Annotated in this window: 14 protein-coding genes; 10 read left to right on the forward strand and 4 right to left on the reverse strand. The window is 71.5% G+C overall.

What is annotated here, in order from left to right:
- Positions 1-3: 3 nt before the first annotated feature.
- Positions 4-1,413, reverse strand: a complete 1,410-nt coding sequence (locus J4E96_RS09465; RefSeq protein ID WP_227425490.1) for a branched-chain amino acid ABC transporter permease — start codon at positions 1,411-1,413, stop codon at positions 4-6.
- A gap of 348 nt (positions 1,414-1,761) precedes the next feature.
- Between J4E96_RS09465 and J4E96_RS09470 the strand changes: the two genes are divergently transcribed.
- Positions 1,762-2,472, forward strand: coding sequence for a GNAT family N-acetyltransferase (locus J4E96_RS09470; protein WP_227425491.1), 711 nt, complete (start codon positions 1,762-1,764; stop codon positions 2,470-2,472).
- On the opposite strand, the gene J4E96_RS09475 is transcribed toward J4E96_RS09470, so the two are convergent.
- The gene (locus J4E96_RS09475) at positions 2,382-2,813 is read right to left on the reverse strand and encodes a PaaI family thioesterase (protein ID WP_227425492.1); all 432 of its coding nucleotides are present in this window, start codon (positions 2,811-2,813) and stop codon (positions 2,382-2,384) included. The two genes, J4E96_RS09470 and J4E96_RS09475, sit on opposite strands and share 91 nt — an antisense overlap.
- On the opposite strand from J4E96_RS09475, the gene polA reads away from it, so the two are divergent.
- The 3 genes from polA to J4E96_RS09490 all read left to right on the forward strand — a co-directional run bounded on the left by polA (position 2,812) and on the right by J4E96_RS09490 (position 7,642).
- Positions 2,812-5,547 carry a DNA polymerase I gene (polA, locus tag J4E96_RS09480; protein ID WP_227425493.1) on the forward strand — a complete coding sequence of 912 codons (2,736 nt, stop codon included), beginning with the start codon at positions 2,812-2,814 and terminating at the stop codon, positions 5,545-5,547. The two genes, J4E96_RS09475 and polA, sit on opposite strands and share 2 nt — an antisense overlap.
- 104 nt (positions 5,548-5,651) lie before the next feature.
- A complete protein-coding gene (locus tag J4E96_RS09485; protein WP_227425494.1) occupies positions 5,652-5,993 on the forward strand; it encodes a DUF485 domain-containing protein in 342 nt (113 codons plus the stop codon).
- Positions 5,990-7,642, forward strand: coding sequence for a solute symporter family protein (locus J4E96_RS09490; RefSeq protein ID WP_227425495.1), 1,653 nt, complete (start codon positions 5,990-5,992; stop codon positions 7,640-7,642). Before J4E96_RS09485 ends, J4E96_RS09490 begins: the two co-directional genes overlap by 4 nt.
- An 89-nt stretch (positions 7,643-7,731) precedes the next feature.
- Here the strand turns inward: J4E96_RS09490 and J4E96_RS09495 are convergent, their stop codons facing one another.
- Positions 7,732-8,538, reverse strand: a complete 807-nt coding sequence (locus J4E96_RS09495) for a class I SAM-dependent methyltransferase (protein WP_227425496.1) — start codon at positions 8,536-8,538, stop codon at positions 7,732-7,734.
- Between the two features lie 167 nt (positions 8,539-8,705).
- On the opposite strand from J4E96_RS09495, the gene J4E96_RS09500 reads away from it, so the two are divergent.
- The 6 genes from J4E96_RS09500 to J4E96_RS09525 all read left to right on the forward strand — a co-directional run bounded on the left by J4E96_RS09500 (position 8,706) and on the right by J4E96_RS09525 (position 16,379).
- Positions 8,706-9,731, forward strand: coding sequence for a 6-phosphofructokinase (locus J4E96_RS09500; RefSeq protein WP_227425497.1), 1,026 nt, complete (start codon positions 8,706-8,708; stop codon positions 9,729-9,731).
- A 196-nt stretch (positions 9,732-9,927) separates the two neighbouring features.
- Positions 9,928-11,451 (forward strand): 30S ribosomal protein S1, encoded by a 1,524-nt coding sequence (gene rpsA / locus J4E96_RS09505; RefSeq protein ID WP_227425498.1) that lies wholly within the window; start codon positions 9,928-9,930, stop codon positions 11,449-11,451.
- A 108-nt stretch (positions 11,452-11,559) separates the two neighbouring features.
- Complete coding sequence (locus tag J4E96_RS09510; protein ID WP_227425499.1) at positions 11,560-12,462, forward strand: siderophore-interacting protein; 903 nt, start codon at positions 11,560-11,562, stop codon at positions 12,460-12,462.
- Positions 12,463-12,474: 12 nt separating this feature from the next.
- Positions 12,475-13,101, forward strand: coding sequence for a dephospho-CoA kinase (coaE, locus tag J4E96_RS09515; protein WP_227425500.1), 627 nt, complete (start codon positions 12,475-12,477; stop codon positions 13,099-13,101).
- A gap of 44 nt (positions 13,102-13,145) precedes the next feature.
- Complete coding sequence (gene uvrB / locus J4E96_RS09520) at positions 13,146-15,257, forward strand: excinuclease ABC subunit UvrB (RefSeq protein WP_227425501.1); 2,112 nt, start codon at positions 13,146-13,148, stop codon at positions 15,255-15,257.
- Positions 15,258-15,365: 108 nt separating this feature from the next.
- The gene (locus J4E96_RS09525) at positions 15,366-16,379 is read left to right on the forward strand and encodes a TerC family protein (RefSeq protein ID WP_227425502.1); all 1,014 of its coding nucleotides are present in this window, start codon (positions 15,366-15,368) and stop codon (positions 16,377-16,379) included.
- Here the strand turns inward: J4E96_RS09525 and J4E96_RS09530 are convergent.
- A complete protein-coding gene (locus J4E96_RS09530; protein WP_227425503.1) occupies positions 16,358-16,651 on the reverse strand; it encodes a YciI family protein in 294 nt (97 codons plus the stop codon). The genes J4E96_RS09525 and J4E96_RS09530 overlap by 22 nt on opposite strands.
- Between the last annotated feature and the right edge of the window lie 118 nt (positions 16,652-16,769).

Consider the following 16,769-nt stretch of genomic DNA (forward strand, 5'->3'; position numbering starts at 1 on the left):
TCCTTAACCGATTCTCTCGGCGCGGCCGAGGATGCCCTGGGGCCGCAGCAGCAGGACCAGGATGAGTATGAGGAGCGCGCCTGCGTAGCGCATGTCGCTCGGGATGACCAGGCTCGACATCTCGACGACGAGCCCGATGACGAGCGAGCCGACCAGCGCGCCGAATGCCGCGCCGAGCCCGCCGAGCGTCACCGCCGCGAACATCAGCAGCAGCAGCGCGCCGCCCATGTTCCAGCTGGTCGCGTTCAGGTATAGGCCCATGAGCACCCCGCCGAGGCCGGCGAGGCCGGCCCCCAGGGTCCAGACCATCCGGATGACGCCCTCGACGTTGATGCCGGAGGCGGCGGCGAGGGCCGGGTTGTCGGAGACCGCGCGGGTGGCCCGCCCGATCCGGGTCTTCAGCAGGAAGTACGCGACCCCGGCCAGCACGAGCACGGCGATGATGACCGAGATGAGCGAGTGCAGCGTGACGCGGATCTGCCCGAGCGAGAGCATCGTCGGGTTCTCCGTGACGATGCGCAGCGCGCCGCCGCCGAAGAAGTACTGGTAGCTGTACTGCAGCGCCATCGACAGCCCGATGGTGACGATCATCTGCTGGGTGGTGCCGACGCGCCGTCGGCGCAGCGGGTGCCACAGCACCGCGTCCTGGAACCAGCCGCTCGCCGCGGCGATCGCGACGGCGATGATGCCCGACACGAGCAGCGGCAGACCGAGCGTCTGGCAGCCGACGTAGGCGAGGATCCCGCCGAGCGTGACCTGCTCGCCGTGCGCGAAGTTGCTCAGGCCCGTCGTGCCGTAGATCAGTGACAGCCCGACCGACGCGAGCGCGAGCAGGATGCCGAAGATGAGGCCGCTCGTCGCCTGCTGGCCCACGCGCAGCCAGCTGACGCCGCCGCCCGACTCGCTGCCGGTGGGGGTGCCGACCGCGGCGTCGGCGCCCGTGGTGCCATCGGCCGACGTCGCCCCGTCGCTCGGCGCGGGGGCCGCCGTCGGTGCGCCGAGGGGGAACAGCGCGCCCGTGGTGTTGCCGACCTCGGCCGTGACGGTGCGCGGGTTCTTGCTCGGATCCCGCAGCGTCTCCCCGGCCGGGAGCGTCGTCTCGTCGAGAGAGACGGTGTACTCGCCCGCCGCGGTGACGGCCACGGACCACCGCCCGTCGGCGCCCGTCGTGGCGATGTGCTCCCCGTCCGACCCCGCGACGGTCAGGACGATCCCGACCGCGGGCGCACCCGCCGCCGTCTTGATCGTGCCGTTGATGCAGCCGGTACTCGCGTCGGCCACGCAGACTTGCTCGGCGGCCTGCGCCGCCCCGACCGGCAGGACCGCTCCGGCGAGGGCGAGCAGTGCGAAGAGGGTCGCGAGCAGCACGCGATGGGCAGTGGGGGAGCGGTCCATGGTCACGGCTTGGCGCACCTGGGACCTCCATCCAGTCGGGATCGTGTCAAATGGGACAACGGAACCTCGCTCGCCGGGCACGGGCTGGAGCCGACGAGCGATGTGGGTGGAGAATAGGGAACGAATGTGTCGTGAATATGTCATGACACGCGGAACGCGTGCTGGGCATGGGTCCAGGTGTCACCTGATGGGGTGATGACCGGGAGGTGTCCGGCGGGTTTAGGGTCGACTACTAACGAAGCTCGGCTTCGGTGCACTCGATGAAGTGCTGCCATCGGGGGTGGCGTGTGCGGTTGGCTGCAGCAGCGGCCCCGTCGCCACCCCTCCGCTCGAGGGAGGCCCGTCGCGTTGCGTCCAGGTGTACAGGTGAGGCCCGTCGCCCCGGCCGATCTCGAAGGCCTGGTCGAGCTGTGCCTGACCGCGCGCGCCGAGTCGACGGTCGGCGCCCAGCTGTGCAGCGCCGACGGCGACCGGCTCCGGGTCCAGCTCGGCACGCTGCTCGCCGTCCAGGGCGGGCAGGCGCTCGTCGGCCTGCTGGACGGCGAGCTCGCGGGCCTGCTGCTCGGCCGCGTCGTCGGGCCTGGGCCGTTCACCGACGACGTGAGCCTGCATGTGGAAGCGCTCTACGTGCGCCCCAGCACCCGCCGGCGCGGGCTCGGGCACGCGCTGCTCGGCGGGGCGCTCACGCTCGCCGAGGAGGCCGGGGCGAGCGAGCTCTACGCGGTGCACCTGCCGGGCGCGCGGGGCGTGCAGCGCTTCTTCGCGCGGCTCGGGTTCGCGCCCGCCGCGGCACACCGCGTGGTGGCGACCAGCACGCTGCAGCGCCGGCTCGCGGGCGAGCACGTCCGGCCGGGCGGCGGCCGCCGCGGCGCGCACGGCCTCGAGGACCTCATCGCGCGGCGCCGGCAGGTGCGCAGCGAGACGCAGAGCGGCCCCGTCGACCTGCGCGAGCTGCACGGCACCGACGTGCCGGCGGCCGGCCGCGGTCAGGGCACGGGGCGCTCGTCGATCAGCAGGCAGGTCAGCCGCGCGGTGGCGAGCCGCCGCGACGCGGAGTCCTCGAGCACGATCTCGTAGCTCGCGGACGACCGCCCCAGGTGTAGCGCGGTCGCCGTCCCGGTGACCAGGCCGCTGCGGGCGGACCGGTGGTGGGTCGCGCTGACCTCGATGCCGACGGCGATCCGCCCTGCACCCGCGTGGGCCATTGCCGCGAGCGAGCCGAGCGTCTCGGCGAGCACGACGGACGCGCCGCCGTGCAGCAGCCCGTGCGGCTGCGTGTTCCCCGCGACGGGCATCGTCCCGACTGCGCGGCCTGCGGTCAGCTCGAGCACCTCAATGCCCATCCGCTCGATGAGGGTCCCGGCGAGCTGCTCGCGCAGCACCGCCGCGAGGGGGCCGGAGATCGGGCTGTCGGTCATGGCAGATAGGTTGGCATGCGTGAGCACGAATACCCCGACCGACGCGCGCCCCGACGCCTCCGCACCCCGCCTGCTGCTGATCGACGGGCACTCGATGGCGTACCGGGCGTTCTTCGCCCTGCCGGTCGACAAGTTCTCGACCTCAACGGGCCAGCCGACCAACGCGGTCTACGGCTTCGTGTCGATGCTCGCCAACCTCCTGCGGGACGAGGCGCCGACGCACGTCGCCGTGGCGTTCGACGCGGGCCGCACGACGTTCCGCACCGAGGTCTACCCCGAGTACAAGGGCACGCGGGACGCGACGCCCGAGCCGTTCAAGGGGCAGGTGCCCCTGATCATGGAGATCCTCGAGACGATGCGGGTCCCGGTCATCGAGAAGATCAACTTCGAGGCCGACGACGTGCTCGCCACGCTCTCGGTGCAGGCCCGCGCCGCCGGCATGCACGTGCTCATCTGCACGGGGGACCGGGACGCTTTGCAGCTCGTCAACGACGAGGTCACCGTGCTCTACCCCGTGAAGGGCGTGTCCGACCTGGCCCGCATGACGCCGGCCGCGGTGCAGGCGAAGTACGGCGTGCCGCCCGAGCGCTACCCCGACATCGCGGCGCTCGTCGGCGAGACGAGCGACAACCTGCCGGGCATCCCCGGCGTCGGACCGAAGACGGCCGCGAAGTGGATCCACACCTACGGCGGGCTCGAGGGCATCGTCGCGAGCGCCGACTCGGTGCCGGGCAAGGCGGGGGAGTCGCTGCGCGCCCACCTGGACCAGGTGCTGCTCAACCGCCAGCTCAACCGCCTGCTCGTCGACATCGAGCTGCCGCTCGGCCCGGAGGACCTCGAGGCGCGGCCGTGGGACCGCGAGGCGATGCAGACGGTGTTCGACTCGCTGCAGTTCCGCGTGCTGCGCGAGCGCCTGTTCGCGATGGTCCCGCTCGACGACGGCACGGACGACGCGGGCGCGCTCGTCGAGCTGGTCCTGGCGACCCTCGCCGACGGCGCCCTCGGGGCCTGGCTCGACGCGCGCGCCGGCCAGCGGCTCGGGCTCGACGTGCGCGGCTCGGGCGCCGCGGCGGGCGGGGACGCGTGGGGCATCGCCATCGCCGACGGCGCAGGCGAGGCCGCCGTGCTCGACCTCGCCGAGATCCTGCCCGCCGACGAGGCCGCGCTCGCCGCGTGGCTCGCCGACCCCGACGCGGCGAAGGCGGTGCACGCCTCGAAGGAGGCCTGGCACGCCCTCGCGGGCCGCGGCCTGCCGCTCGCCGGCGTCACCCTCGACACCGAGCTCGCGGCGTACCTGTGCCAGCCGGACCGGCGCGGCTACGAGCTCGCCGACCTGGCGATCGGCTACCTGCACCGCGAGCTGCGCGTCGACACCGCGGCGGCCGGCGGCCAGGGCGCGCTCGAGCTCGAGCTCGACGGCTCCGACGAGGCGCAGCGCGCGGCCGTGCGCGCGGCGACCGTGCTCGAGCTCGCGGACGTGCTCACCGGCGAACTGGCGGACCGCGGCGCGGCGGAGCTGCTCGACGGCCTCGAGCTGCCGCTGGTGGGCGTACTCGCCCGGATGGAGCACACCGGCATCGCGGCGGACGCGGGCTACCTGTCCGGGCTCGAGAAGGAGTTCGACGCCGCCGTGACCGATGCCGCGGCGGAGGCCTTCGCGGTGATCGAGCGCGAGGTCAACCTCGGCTCGCCCAAGCAGCTCCAGGAGGTGCTGTTCGACCAGCTGGGGATGCCGAAGACCAAGAAGATCAAGACCGGCTTCACGACCGACGCCGCCTCGCTCACCGACCTGTTCGCCAAGACCGGGCACCCGTTCCTGCAGCACCTGCTCGCGCACCGCGACGCGATCCGGCTTCGCCAGACCGTCGAGGGGTTGCTCCGCTCGGTCGCGGACGACGGCCGGATCCACACGAACTTCCAGCAGACCATCGCGGCCACGGGCCGGCTGTCCTCGACGGACCCCAACCTGCAGAACATCCCGATCCGCACCGAGGCGGGCCGCCAGATCCGGCGCGCGTTCGTCGTCGGCGCGGGGTACGAGACGCTGCTCACGGCCGACTACAGCCAGATCGAGATGCGGATCATGGCGCACCTGTCCCAGGATGCGGGGCTGATCGAGGCGTTCCGCACGGGCGAGGACCTGCACAGCTACGTCGGCTCGCGCGTGTTCGGCGTCGCCGTCGACGACGTCACGAGCGCGATGCGGTCCAAGATCAAGGCGATGTCCTACGGGCTCGCGTACGGGCTCTCGTCGTTCGGGCTGTCCAAGCAGCTGAACATCGAGGTCGGCGAGGCCGCGAAGCTCATGGAGGACTACTTCTCCCGGTTCGGTGGCGTGCGCACCTACCTGACCGGCGTCGTCGACGAGGCCCGCGCGACCGGCTACACGGCGACCATCCTCGGGCGCCGCCGGTACCTGCCCGACCTCACCAGCGACAACCGCCAGCGCCGCGACATGGCCGAGCGGATGGCGCTGAACGCCCCGATCCAGGGCAGCGCCGCCGACCTCATCAAGGTCGCGATGCTCGGCGTGGACCGCGAGCTCACCGCGCGCGGGCTGGGCAGCCGGATGCTGCTCCAGGTCCACGACGAGCTGATCCTGGAGGTCGCCGCGGGCGAGCGCGCGGAGGTCGAGGAGCTCGTGCGCGCCGAGATGGGCGCCGCGGCCGACCTGCTCGTCCCGCTCGACGTGTCGGTCGGGGGTGGCGCAAGCTGGCACGAGGCCGGGCACTGATCACACTGTGGGAGAGATCACGTTTCAGGTGTCTCGATAACGAGATATAGGGCACAGTGGCGGGCAGTGGCAACGAGGCCGCTCGTCCTGAGTCCGGAGGAAGCATGACCGACCGCACCATGGATCCGCTCCAGCCCGAGACAGACTACGAACGGGTGGAACGTTCGCCCGAGTTCCAGGCCCTGCGCAGCAGGTTCCGCAGGTTCGTCTTCCCCATGACGGCCCTGTTCCTCGGCTGGTACCTGCTGTACGTGCTGCTGGCCGCCTACGCGCACGACTTCATGAGCACCACCGTGGTGGGCAACATCAACGTCGGCCTGCTGCTGGGCCTCGGCCAGTTCGTGTCGACCTTCGTCATCACGATGGTCTACGCCAGCTGGGCCAACAAGCGCCAGGACCCGATCGCGGACGAGCTGCGCCAGCGCATCGAGGGGCGGGACCTGTGAACGCCCGGGTGCACGCAGCCGCCGCGGAGGCGACCCAGGTCGGCAACCCGGCCGTCAACATCGCGATCTTCGGCGCCTTCGTGCTGGTCACGCTTGTGATCGTGTTCCGGGCGTCGAAGACGAACAAGACGGCCGCCGACTACTACGCGGGCGGCCGGTCCTTCACCGGGGGCCAGAACGGGACGGCGATCGCGGGGGACTACCTCTCGGCCGCGAGCTTCCTCGGCATCACCGGCGCGATCGCCGTCAACGGCTACGACGGCTTCATGTACTCGATCGGCTTCCTGGTGGCGTGGCTCGTGGCGCTGCTGCTGGTCGCCGAGCTGCTGCGCAACACCGGCAAGTTCACGATGGCCGACGTGCTCTCGTTCCGGCTCAAGCAGCGGCCCGTGCGCATGGCGGCGGCGATCTCGACCCTCGCCGTCGTGTTCTTCTACCTGCTGGCGCAGATGGCGGGCGCCGGCGGCCTCGTCGCGCTGCTGCTCGGCATCTCCTCGCGGGCCGGCCAGAGCGCCGTCATCGTTGTCGTCGGCGCGCTGATGATCCTCTACGTCCTCGTCGGCGGGATGAAGGGGACGACGTGGGTCCAGATCATCAAGGCAGCGCTGCTCATCGCGGGCGCTGCGGTGATGAGCGTGTGGGTGCTGGCGAAGTTCGGGTTCAACCTCTCCGACCTGTTCCAGGGCGCCATCGACACGTTCGGTGAGGGCGGCGAGGCGCTGATCCAGCCGGGCCTGCAATACGGCTTGAACCCGACCAGCCAGCTGAACTTCCTGTCGCTGGCGATCGCGCTCGTGCTCGGCACGGCGGGCCTGCCGCACGTGCTCATGCGCTTCTACACGGTGCCGACCGCGAAGGACGCGCGCCGGTCCGTGGTCTGGGCGATCTGGCTGATCGGGGTCTTCTACCTGTTCACCCTCGTGCTCGGCTTCGGCGCGGGCGCGCTCGTCGGCAAGGAGGAGATCCTCGCGGCACCCGGCGGCGTGAACTCGGCGGCGCCGCTGCTCGCGTTCGCGCTCGGCGGGGAGATCCTGCTCGGGATCATCTCGGCGGTCGCCTTCGCGACGATCCTCGCCGTGGTCGCCGGGCTGACCATCACGGCCGCGGCGTCGTTCGCGCACGACATCTACGCCTCGGTCATCAAGCACGGCCAGGTCAACCCGGACGGGGAGGTGCGGGTCGCGCGGATGACCGTCGTGGTCATCGGCCTCCTCGCGATCGCCGGCGGGATCTTCGCGCAGGGCCAGAACGTCGCGTTCCTGGTCGCGCTCGCGTTCGCGGTCGCGGCGAGCGCCAACTTGCCGACGATCCTTTACTCGCTGTTCTGGCGGAAGTTCAACACGTCGGGCGCGCTGTGGAGCATGTACGGCGGGCTCGTCTCGTGCATCGTGCTCATCGCGTTCTCGCCGGTCGTCTCCGGCAAGGTGGACCCGGTCACGGGCCTGAGCCTGTCGATGATCAAGGACACGAGCGTGGACTTCTCGTGGTTCCCGCTCGAGAACCCGGGCCTGGTGTCGATCCCGCTGGCCTTCCTGCTCGGGATCGTCGGCACGCACCTCGGGCGCAAGGACGCCAGCCCGGAGAAGTTCGCCGAGATGGAGGTCCGCTCGCTCACGGGTGCCGGCAGCGAGAAGGCGGTCACCCACTAGCGGTCCGCTGGGCCTCGCCGTGCCCCTCACCCCCGTCGCTCTCGAGCGGCGGGGGCGAGGCCGTCCCGGTGAGCCCGCGCGGGCGAGGCCTACGGGCGGTGCGCGGTGAAGATGGCCGTGCCCGGAACCTTGGCGCCGCGGACCGGGCCCCAGCCGCCCCAGGTCCGGTCGTGCCCGGCGGGCCACGGCGGCTCGACGAGCGAGTCGAGCACCAGTCCCGCGCCGACGACGTCGGCCACGTGGTCGCCGAGCGTGCGGTGGTACTCGGCGTACGCGACCTGACCGGCGTCGTCGGCCTCGACGTACGGCGTGCGGTCGAAGTAGGACCGCGTCACGGTCAGCCCGCGCGCGCTCGGGTCGTCGGGGAACGCCCACCGGATCGGGTGCGTGACCGCGAACACCCAGCGCCCGCCCGGGCGCAGCACCCGCGCGGCCTCGGCGTGCACGCGCGCGGCGTCGGGCACGAAGGGGATCGCGCCGAAGGCGGTGAACACGACGTCGAACGAGGCGTCGGCGAACGGCAGCGCGCGCGCGTCCGCCTGCACCGCCGGCACGCGCACGCCCGCTGCTCGGTCGAGCTCGCGGCCCGCGCGCAGCATCCCGGCGGACACGTCCGTCGCGACCGCGCGCGCCCCGTGGGCGCCCAGCCAGCGCGAGCACTGGCCCGCGCCCGCGCCCACCTCGAGCACGTCGCGGCCGACGACGTCGCCCAGCAGGTGCGCGTCGTCCTCCCGCAGCCCCTCGGGGCACCAGCAGAAGTCCGCCGGGCCGAGGAACTCGCCGTGCTCGTCGAGGTACTCCGCGGCGTTGGCGTCCCACCAGCCGCGGCCTGCTCGGCCGCCTTGCGCGGGCGGGACGGCGCGGAATCCGGCGAACGACAGGCGGGGCGGGGACATGCCGCTAGTTTCGCTCACTCGGGCCGGTACCCGACCGCCCCGCGACGCTCACGCGGACGGGACCTTCGGCGTCCGCCGCCGCGGCGCGCGCGGCTACGCTGGCAGTTCCTGTGCCGGGCAACGGCGTCCCACGGGCTCACAGACCAGTTTCTCTTGAAGGAGTGCGCATGCGCGTCGGACTGCTCACCGGTGGCGGCGATGTCCCCGGACTGAACGCAGCGATCCGCGCCGTCGTCAAGCGTGGCGAGGGCGAGCACGGGCACTCGATCGTTGGGTTCCGCAACGGCTGGCGCGGCGTCGTCGACGGCGATGTCCTGCCGCTCACGCGTCAGCACATCCGCAACGTGCTCCCGGTCGGCGGGACCCTGCTCGGCACCGCGCGGTACCACCCCCGCGCAGAGGACGGCGGCATCGACGCCGTGCTCGCGACGCTCGAGCAGGAGCGCATCGAAGCGCTGATCTGCATCGGCGGCGACGGCACCCTGCACGCGGCGAGCGTCGTGGCCGAGGCGGGGGTTCGCATCGTCGCGATCCCCAAGACGATCGACAACGACGTCTTCGGCACCGACCAGTCCATCGGCTTCGACACCGCGGTCTGGATCGCGACCGAGGCGATCGACCGCCTGCACACCACCGCGGAGAGCCACAACCGCGTCATGGTCGTCGAGGTCATGGGTCACCACGCCGGCTGGATCGCCGTGACGGCGGGCATCGCGGGCGGCGCCGAGGTCGTGCTCACGCCCGAGGAGCCGTTCGACATCGAGAAGATCGTCAAGTACCTCAAGCACCGGCACCGCTCGCACGCGAGCTTCTCGATCGTCGTCGTCGCCGAGGGCGCCGTCCCGGCCGAGGGCTCCGACATGCCGTACCTGCCTCCCGTCGGCAAGTTCGGCGAGATCGTGGCCGGCGCGATCGGCGAGCGCGTCAAGATGGAGATCGAGCAGCGCACCGGGTTCGACGCGCGGCTCACCGTGCTCGGGCACGTCCAGCGTGGTGGGACGCCCACCCCGGTCGACCGCATCCTCGGCAGCCGGTTCGGCGTCGCGGCGATCGACGCGATCACCCGCGGCGAGTCGAACGTCATGACGGCGCTGCGCGGCGAGGACATCAAGCTCGTCCCGCTGCCCGAGATCGCCGGGAAGATCAAGCACGTCCCGGCCGACCTGCTCGAGGTCGCCCGCGCCCTCGCGTGAGCCGCGCGCGACCCGCCTCGCGCGGGCCGCGCACCACCTCGCTTTGACCCGTGCTCACCCGCCCAGATAGGATGAACGGCGGTGTGGCACGTCCTTGTGCTGGCTCCTCGAGCCAGCAACCGGGCAGCGCACCAGCAGCCCACCAGCACGGTCCCTTTCCGCACTAGATCCTGTCCGCATCGGAGCACACTACTCAATGACCATCTCTACCTCGGCGAAGACCACCGCCGCCCCGCAGGTCGCTATCAACGACATCGGCTCGGCTGAGGACTTCCTCGCCGCCGTTGACGCCACCATCAAGTACTTCAACGATGGCGACATCGTCGAGGGAACCATCGTCAAGGTCGACCGCGACGAGGTCCTGCTCGACATCGGGTACAAGACCGAAGGCGTCATCCCCTCCCGCGAGCTGTCCATCAAGCACGACGTGGACCCCGGCGAGGTCGTCAAGGTCGGTGATGTGATCGAGGCCCTCGTCCTCCAGAAGGAGGACAAGGAGGGTCGCCTGATCCTGTCCAAGAAGCGCGCACAGTACGAGCGCGCCTGGGGCACGATCGAGAAGATCAAGGAAGAAGACGGCGTCGTCACCGGTACCGTCATCGAGGTCGTCAAGGGTGGGCTCATCCTCGACATCGGCCTGCGCGGCTTCCTCCCCGCCTCCCTCGTGGAGATGCGTCGCGTCCGCGACCTCCAGCCGTACGTCGGCAAGGAGATCGAGGCCAAGATCATCGAGCTCGACAAGAACCGCAACAACGTGGTCCTGTCGCGCCGTGCCTGGCTCGAGCAGACGCAGTCGGAGGTGCGCTCGACCTTCCTGCAGACCCTGCAGAAGGGCCAGGTCCGCCCCGGTGTCGTCTCCTCCATCGTCAACTTCGGTGCGTTCGTGGACCTCGGCGGCGTCGACGGTCTCGTGCACGTCTCCGAGCTGTCCTGGAAGCACATCGACCACCCCTCCGAGGTCGTCGAGGTCGGCCAGGAGGTCACGGTCGAGGTTCTCGACGTCGACTTCGACCGCGAGCGTGTCTCGCTGTCGCTCAAGGCGACGCAGGAAGACCCGTGGCAGGCCTTCGCCCGGACGCACGCCATCGGTCAGGTCGTGCCCGGTAAGGTCACCAAGCTCGTCCCGTTCGGCGCGTTCGTTCGCGTCGAGGACGGCATCGAGGGCCTCGTGCACATCTCGGAGCTGGCCGTGCGCCACGTCGAGATCCCCGAGCAGGTCGTCCAGGTCGGCGACGACGTCTTCGTCAAGGTCATCGACATCGACCTCGAGCGTCGCCGCATCTCGCTGTCGCTGAAGCAGGCGAACGAGGGCATGGACGCCACCAGCGAGGACTTCGACCCCGCGCTGTACGGCATGACGGCCGAGTACGACGAGGCCGGCAACTACAAGTACCCGGACGGCTTCGACTCCGAGACCAACGAGTGGCGCGAAGGCTTCGACGCGCAGCGCGAGGTCTGGGAGGCCCAGTACGCCACGGCGCACGAGCGCTGGGAGTCGCACCGCAAGCAGGTTCTCGAGGCCGCGAAGGCGGACCTCGAGGCGGCCAACGGTGGCGGCGTGACGGCGTCGTCGTCGTCCAGCTCCTCGAGCAGCAGCAGCTCCAGCAGCAGCAGCTCCTCGTCCAGCTACTCCTCGGCCGCTCCGGCCGACGAGGCCGCGGGCACGCTCGCCTCCGACGAGGCGCTCGCCGCCCTGCGGGAGAAGCTCACCGGTAACTGATCCACCCAGCAGTACCCAGCAGCGCGCAGCGGGCCGGTCACCTTCGGGTGGCCGGCCCGCTGCTGTGTGCGGCACGGGCGGCGGGACGCACTTGTTAGGGTCACCTACATGACCGACACCACCCCGATCGTCAGCGCCCCGACCGTCAGCGTCCCCGACCGCACCGGGCGCACCGGGCGCTCCGGGCGCGCCAAGGTGCCGCACCCGATGGCGGTGCGCCGGCTCACGGTCGCGCGGGTCGCGCCCGTCACGCGGGCCATCGTGCGGGTCACGCTCGCCGGGCCCGAGCTCGCGGGCTTCGTTTCGACCGGGCCGTCCGACCACGTCAAGGTCTTCTTCCCCGACCCCGCCACGGGCGAGCTCAGCGCGCCCACGCTCGTCGACGGCGCGCTCCAGCGCCCCGCGAGCGGCACGGCGTACCCGCGCGACTACACGCCGCGGGCGTTCCGGCCGATCGGCGCCGGCGGCGGTCCCGAGCTCGACCTCGACCTCGTGCTGCACGCCGACGGCGGGCCCGCCACGACCTGGGCTGCGCGCGCCGCCGTGGGCGACGAGCTCGTCGTCGCGGGCCCGCGAAGCTCGAAGCTCGTGCCCGCGGGCTTCGACGCCTTCGTGCTGGCCTGCGACGAGAGCGCGCTGCCCGCCGTGGGTCGGTGGCTCGACCTGCTGCCGGCCGCCACGCCCGTGCTCGTGCTCGCCGAGGTCTCGGCCGCCGACGACGGCGCGTACCTCGGGCTGCCCCGCGCCGGCGTCGAGGTGCGTTGGCTGCGGCGCGAGGGCGCTGCCGGGTCCTCGGGCGTGCTCGAGCGCGAGCTCCGGGCCCTCGGGCCGATCGGGCCGGGCACCTTCGTGTGGGTCGGCGGCGAGGCCGGCACGCTCGTGGGCGTGCGCCGGTACCTGCGCCGCGAGCTCGGCCTGCCGGCCGACCGCGCCGAGGTGAACGGCTACTGGCGGCGCGGCAGCGCGGACTTCGACCACCACGCGCCGCTCGACCCGACCGACCCCGACTGACAGGATGAGTTGATGCAACGCATCGGATTGACCGGCGGGATCGCGGCAGGCAAGTCAGTGGTGGCGGCGCGGCTCGCCGAGCTGGGCGCCGTCGTGATCGACAGCGACGTGCTCGCGCGGCAGGCGGTGCGTCCCGGCTCCGTCGGGCTCGACGAGGTCGTGGAGGCCTTCGGGGAGGGGATCCTCGCGCCCGACGGCACGCTGGACCGGCCCGCGCTCGGCGCGATCGTGTTCGCCGACCCGGTCGAGCTGTCCCGCCTCAACGCGATCGTGCACCCGATCGTGCGTCGCCTGGCCGCCGAGCGCGAGGCCGCCGCGGGCGCGGCGCAGGCGGGCGCCGTCGTCGTGCACGACATCCCGCTGCTCGTCGAGACGGGCCAGGCCGACGCGTTCCACATGCTGGTCGTCGTGCACGCGCCGGCGCCGGCGCGCGTGGCGCGGCTCGTCGCGGAGCGCGGGCTGAGCCCCGAGGAGGCGCGGCACCGGGTCGAGGCGCAGGCCGACGACGCCGCGCGCCTGGCCGTGGCCGACGTCGTGCTGGACGGCACCGGGACGGTCGACGAGCTCCGCGCGCAGGTCGACGCGCTCTGGGAGCGCATCCGGGCCGAGGCAGACGCGGAGGTCGACGCCGAGGTCTGACGGCCCTTTCGGCGCGTGTGGGTGGCTCGACGTACGGTTGTCGAATGCGTCCTGTCACCGATTTGCAGCGGACCGTCGCCCCGTTCGAGGTCATCTCCGAGTACACGCCCTCGGGCGACCAGCCGACGGCGATCGCCGACCTCACAGCCCGCGTGCAGGCGGGCGAGAAGGACGTGGTGCTGCTGGGCGCCACCGGTACCGGAAAGTCCGCGACGACGGCGTGGCTGATCGAGAAGTTGCAGCGCCCGACGCTCGTGATGGCGCCGAACAAGACGCTGGCCGCGCAGCTCGCGACCGAGTTCCGCGAGCTGCTACCCAACAACGCGGTCGAGTACTTCGTCTCGTACTACGACTACTACCAGCCCGAGGCGTACATCGCGCAGACGGACACCTACATCGAGAAGGACTCGTCGATCAACGACGAGGTCGAGCGGCTCCGCCACTCGGCCACGAGCTCGCTGCTCACCCGGCGCGACGTCGTCGTCGTCGCGTCCGTGTCGTGCATCTACGGCCTCGGCACGCCGCAGGAGTACGTGGACCGGATGGTCCGGCTCGCGGTGGGAGACACGATCGAGCGGGACCAGCTGCTGCGCAAGTTCGTCGCGATGCAGTACACCCGCAACGACATCGCCTTCACCCGCGGGACCTTCCGGGTGCGCGGGGACACGGTGGAGATCATCCCCGTGTACGAGGAGCTGGCGATCCGGATCGAGTTCTTCGGCGACGAGATCGAGGCCATCGCCACGCTGCACCCGCTGACGGGCGACGTCGTGCGTCAGGAGCAGGACACGTTCATCTTCCCCGCGACGCACTACGTCGCGGGGCCGGAGCGCATGGAGCGCGCGATCGGGTCGATCGAGGCCGAGCTCGAGGGCCGGCTCGCGGAGATGGAGCGCGGGGGCAAGCTGCTCGAGGCGCAGCGGCTGCGCATGCGCACGACCTATGACATCGAGATGATGCGCCAGATCGGCTCGTGCTCGGGGATCGAGAACTACTCCCGGCACATCGACGGCCGCGCCGCCGGGACCGCGCCGCACACGCTGCTCGACTATTTCCCGGAGGACTTCCTGCTCGTCATCGACGAGTCGCACGTGACCGTCCCGCAGATCGGCGCGATGTACGAGGGGGACATGTCCCGCAAGCGCAACCTCGTCGACCACGGCTTCCGGCTGCCGAGCGCGATGGACAACCGGCCGCTGCGCTGGGAGGAGTTCGTCGACCGCATCGGGCAGACCGTCTACCTGTCCGCGACCCCGGGCAACTACGAGCTGTCGATGGCCGACGGCACGGTCGAGCAGATCATCCGCCCCACCGGGCTGGTCGACCCGCAGGTGGTCGTCAAGCCGACCGCGGGCCAGATCGACGACCTGCTCGAGGAGATCCGGGTGCGCGCCGAGCGCAACGAGCGCGTGCTCGTCACGACGCTCACCAAGAAGATGTCCGAGGACCTCACGGACTACCTGCAGGAGAAGGACGTCCGGGTCGAGTACCTGCACTCCGAGGTCGACACGCTGCGCCGCGTCGAGCTGCTGCGCGAGCTGCGGATGGGCAAGTTCGACGTGCTCGTCGGGATCAACCTGCTGCGCGAGGGCCTCGACCTGCCCGAGGTGTCGCTCGTGAGCATCCTGGACGCCGACAAGGAGGGCTTCCTGCGCTCGGGCACGGCGCTCATCCAGACGATCGGCCGCGCGGCCCGCAACGTGTCGGGCGAGGTGCACATGTACGCCGACAAGATCACGCCGTCGATGGCGCGTGCGATCGACGAGACGACGCGCCGCCGAGCCAAGCAGGTCGCGTACAACCTCGAGCACGGCATCGACCCGACGCCGCTGCGCAAGAAGATCGGCGACATCACCGACATGCTCGCGCGCGAGGACGTCGACACGGCGGAGCTGCTCGCGGGCGGCTACCGCAAGCCGGTCCGCGGCCGGGCCCCGGTGCCGTCGACCGGAGCGGGGGCGGCGGCCGGCGCGCCCGGCGGCCGGGTCCGGCTCGTGGGCGCGGCCGCGAGCGAGCTCGCGGAGCTGATCCAGGAGCTCAGCGACCAGATGCACGGCGCGGCGGCGGAGCTGCAGTTCGAGCTCGCCGCCCGGCTGCGCGACGAGATCTCCGGGCTCAAGCGCGAGCTGCGCCAGATGCACTCCGCGACTGCCTGAGGCGTCCCGGCGCCCGCCGCGCGAGGTGCCGTAGAATTCACGATCGTTGGGGAGTGCTCCCGCGCGGTGGAGGCCTTCGGAATCTCTCGTCGTACCGGAGGTCTTTACATGGATGTCTCCCCGTTGGCTTGGCTGGTCTCGCTCGGCCTTGCCGTCGCGCTGCTGATCGTCGACGTCGTCATCGTGGCCCGCCGCCCGCACGTGCCGGAGACCGCCGAGTGCCTGCGCTACCTCGCCGTGTACGTCGGGATGGCGCTGCTGTTCGGGCTCGGCGTCTGGGCGACCTCGGGCGCGCAGTTCGCGGGGGAGTTCTACGCGGGCTGGCTGACCGAGTACTCACTCTCGGTCGACAACCTCTTCGTCTTTCTGCTGATCATGGGGAAGTTCCGCGTGCCGCGCCAGTTCCAGCAGTCGGCGCTGCTCGTGGGGATCATCCTGGCGCTCGTCTTTCGCGGGATCTTCATCGGCCTCGGCGCGGCCGCCATCAGCAACTTCAGCTGGGTGTTCTACCTGTTCGGGGCGTTCCTGGTGTGGACCGCGGTCAAGGTCGGCCGCAACGTCGAGTCGGAGGACGAGGAGTTCACGCCGCCGCTGGTCGTGCGCTGGCTCCAGCGCGCGCTGCCGTCGACGACCGAGTACCACGGCGTGCAGCTGACCGCGAAGATCGACGGCCGCCGGGTCATCACGCCGATGCTCATCGTGCTCGTAGCGCTCGGCGCGACCGACCTGCTGTTCGCGTTCGACTCGATCCCGGCGATCTTCGGCCTGACCAGCGAGCCGTACCTCATCCTGATGGCGAACCTCTTCGCGCTGATGGGCCTGCGCCAGCTGTACTTCCTGCTCGGCGGCCTGCTGTCGCGGCTCGTGTACCTGAACATCGGGCTCGCGGTGCTGCTCGGCTTCATCGGCGTCAAGCTGCTGCTGCACGCGCTGCATGAGAACAAGCTGCCGTTCATCAACGGCGGCGAGCCGGTCGGCTGGGCGCCGGACCTGCCGATCGGGATCTCGCTCGGCGCGATCCTCGGGACCCTGGTCGTCACGGCCGTCGCGAGCATCCTGAAGTCCCGGCACGACGACCGGGTCGCCGCGCGGTCGGCCGTTCAGTCGGTCCAGGGCCCGTAGACCTGGGTCCACGCCCGCACCTCGCGGGCCGCGACCAGGCCCTCGCGCGCGAACGGGTCCGCGTCGAGCACGGCGGCGACGGCCTCGGCCGACGCGGCGGCGACGATCAGCAGCGCGCCCGGCGTGCCGTCGTCGGCGTCTCCGAGCGGGCCCGACGCGAGCAGGGTGCCGGCCGCGTGCAGCTCGGCGAGGAACGCTCGGTGCTCGGGGCGCACCTCGTCCCGGCGGTTGGAGCGGGCGTCGTAGGTGTAGCGGACTGCGTAGACGGTCATCGCGCCATCCTGCCCCAGCGCGCCGGGGCTGGAGAGCGCACGTGGGTCTGTGGCGCGATCTAGGCCGCGGCGCGCGCCGATGAGCACCCTTCGGCGCGGAGCATGGTGCGCGTGGGGC

It is taken from the genome of Pengzhenrongella sicca (assembly GCF_017569225.1).
In the GTDB taxonomy this organism is placed as follows: domain Bacteria; phylum Actinomycetota; class Actinomycetes; order Actinomycetales; family Cellulomonadaceae; genus Pengzhenrongella; species Pengzhenrongella sicca.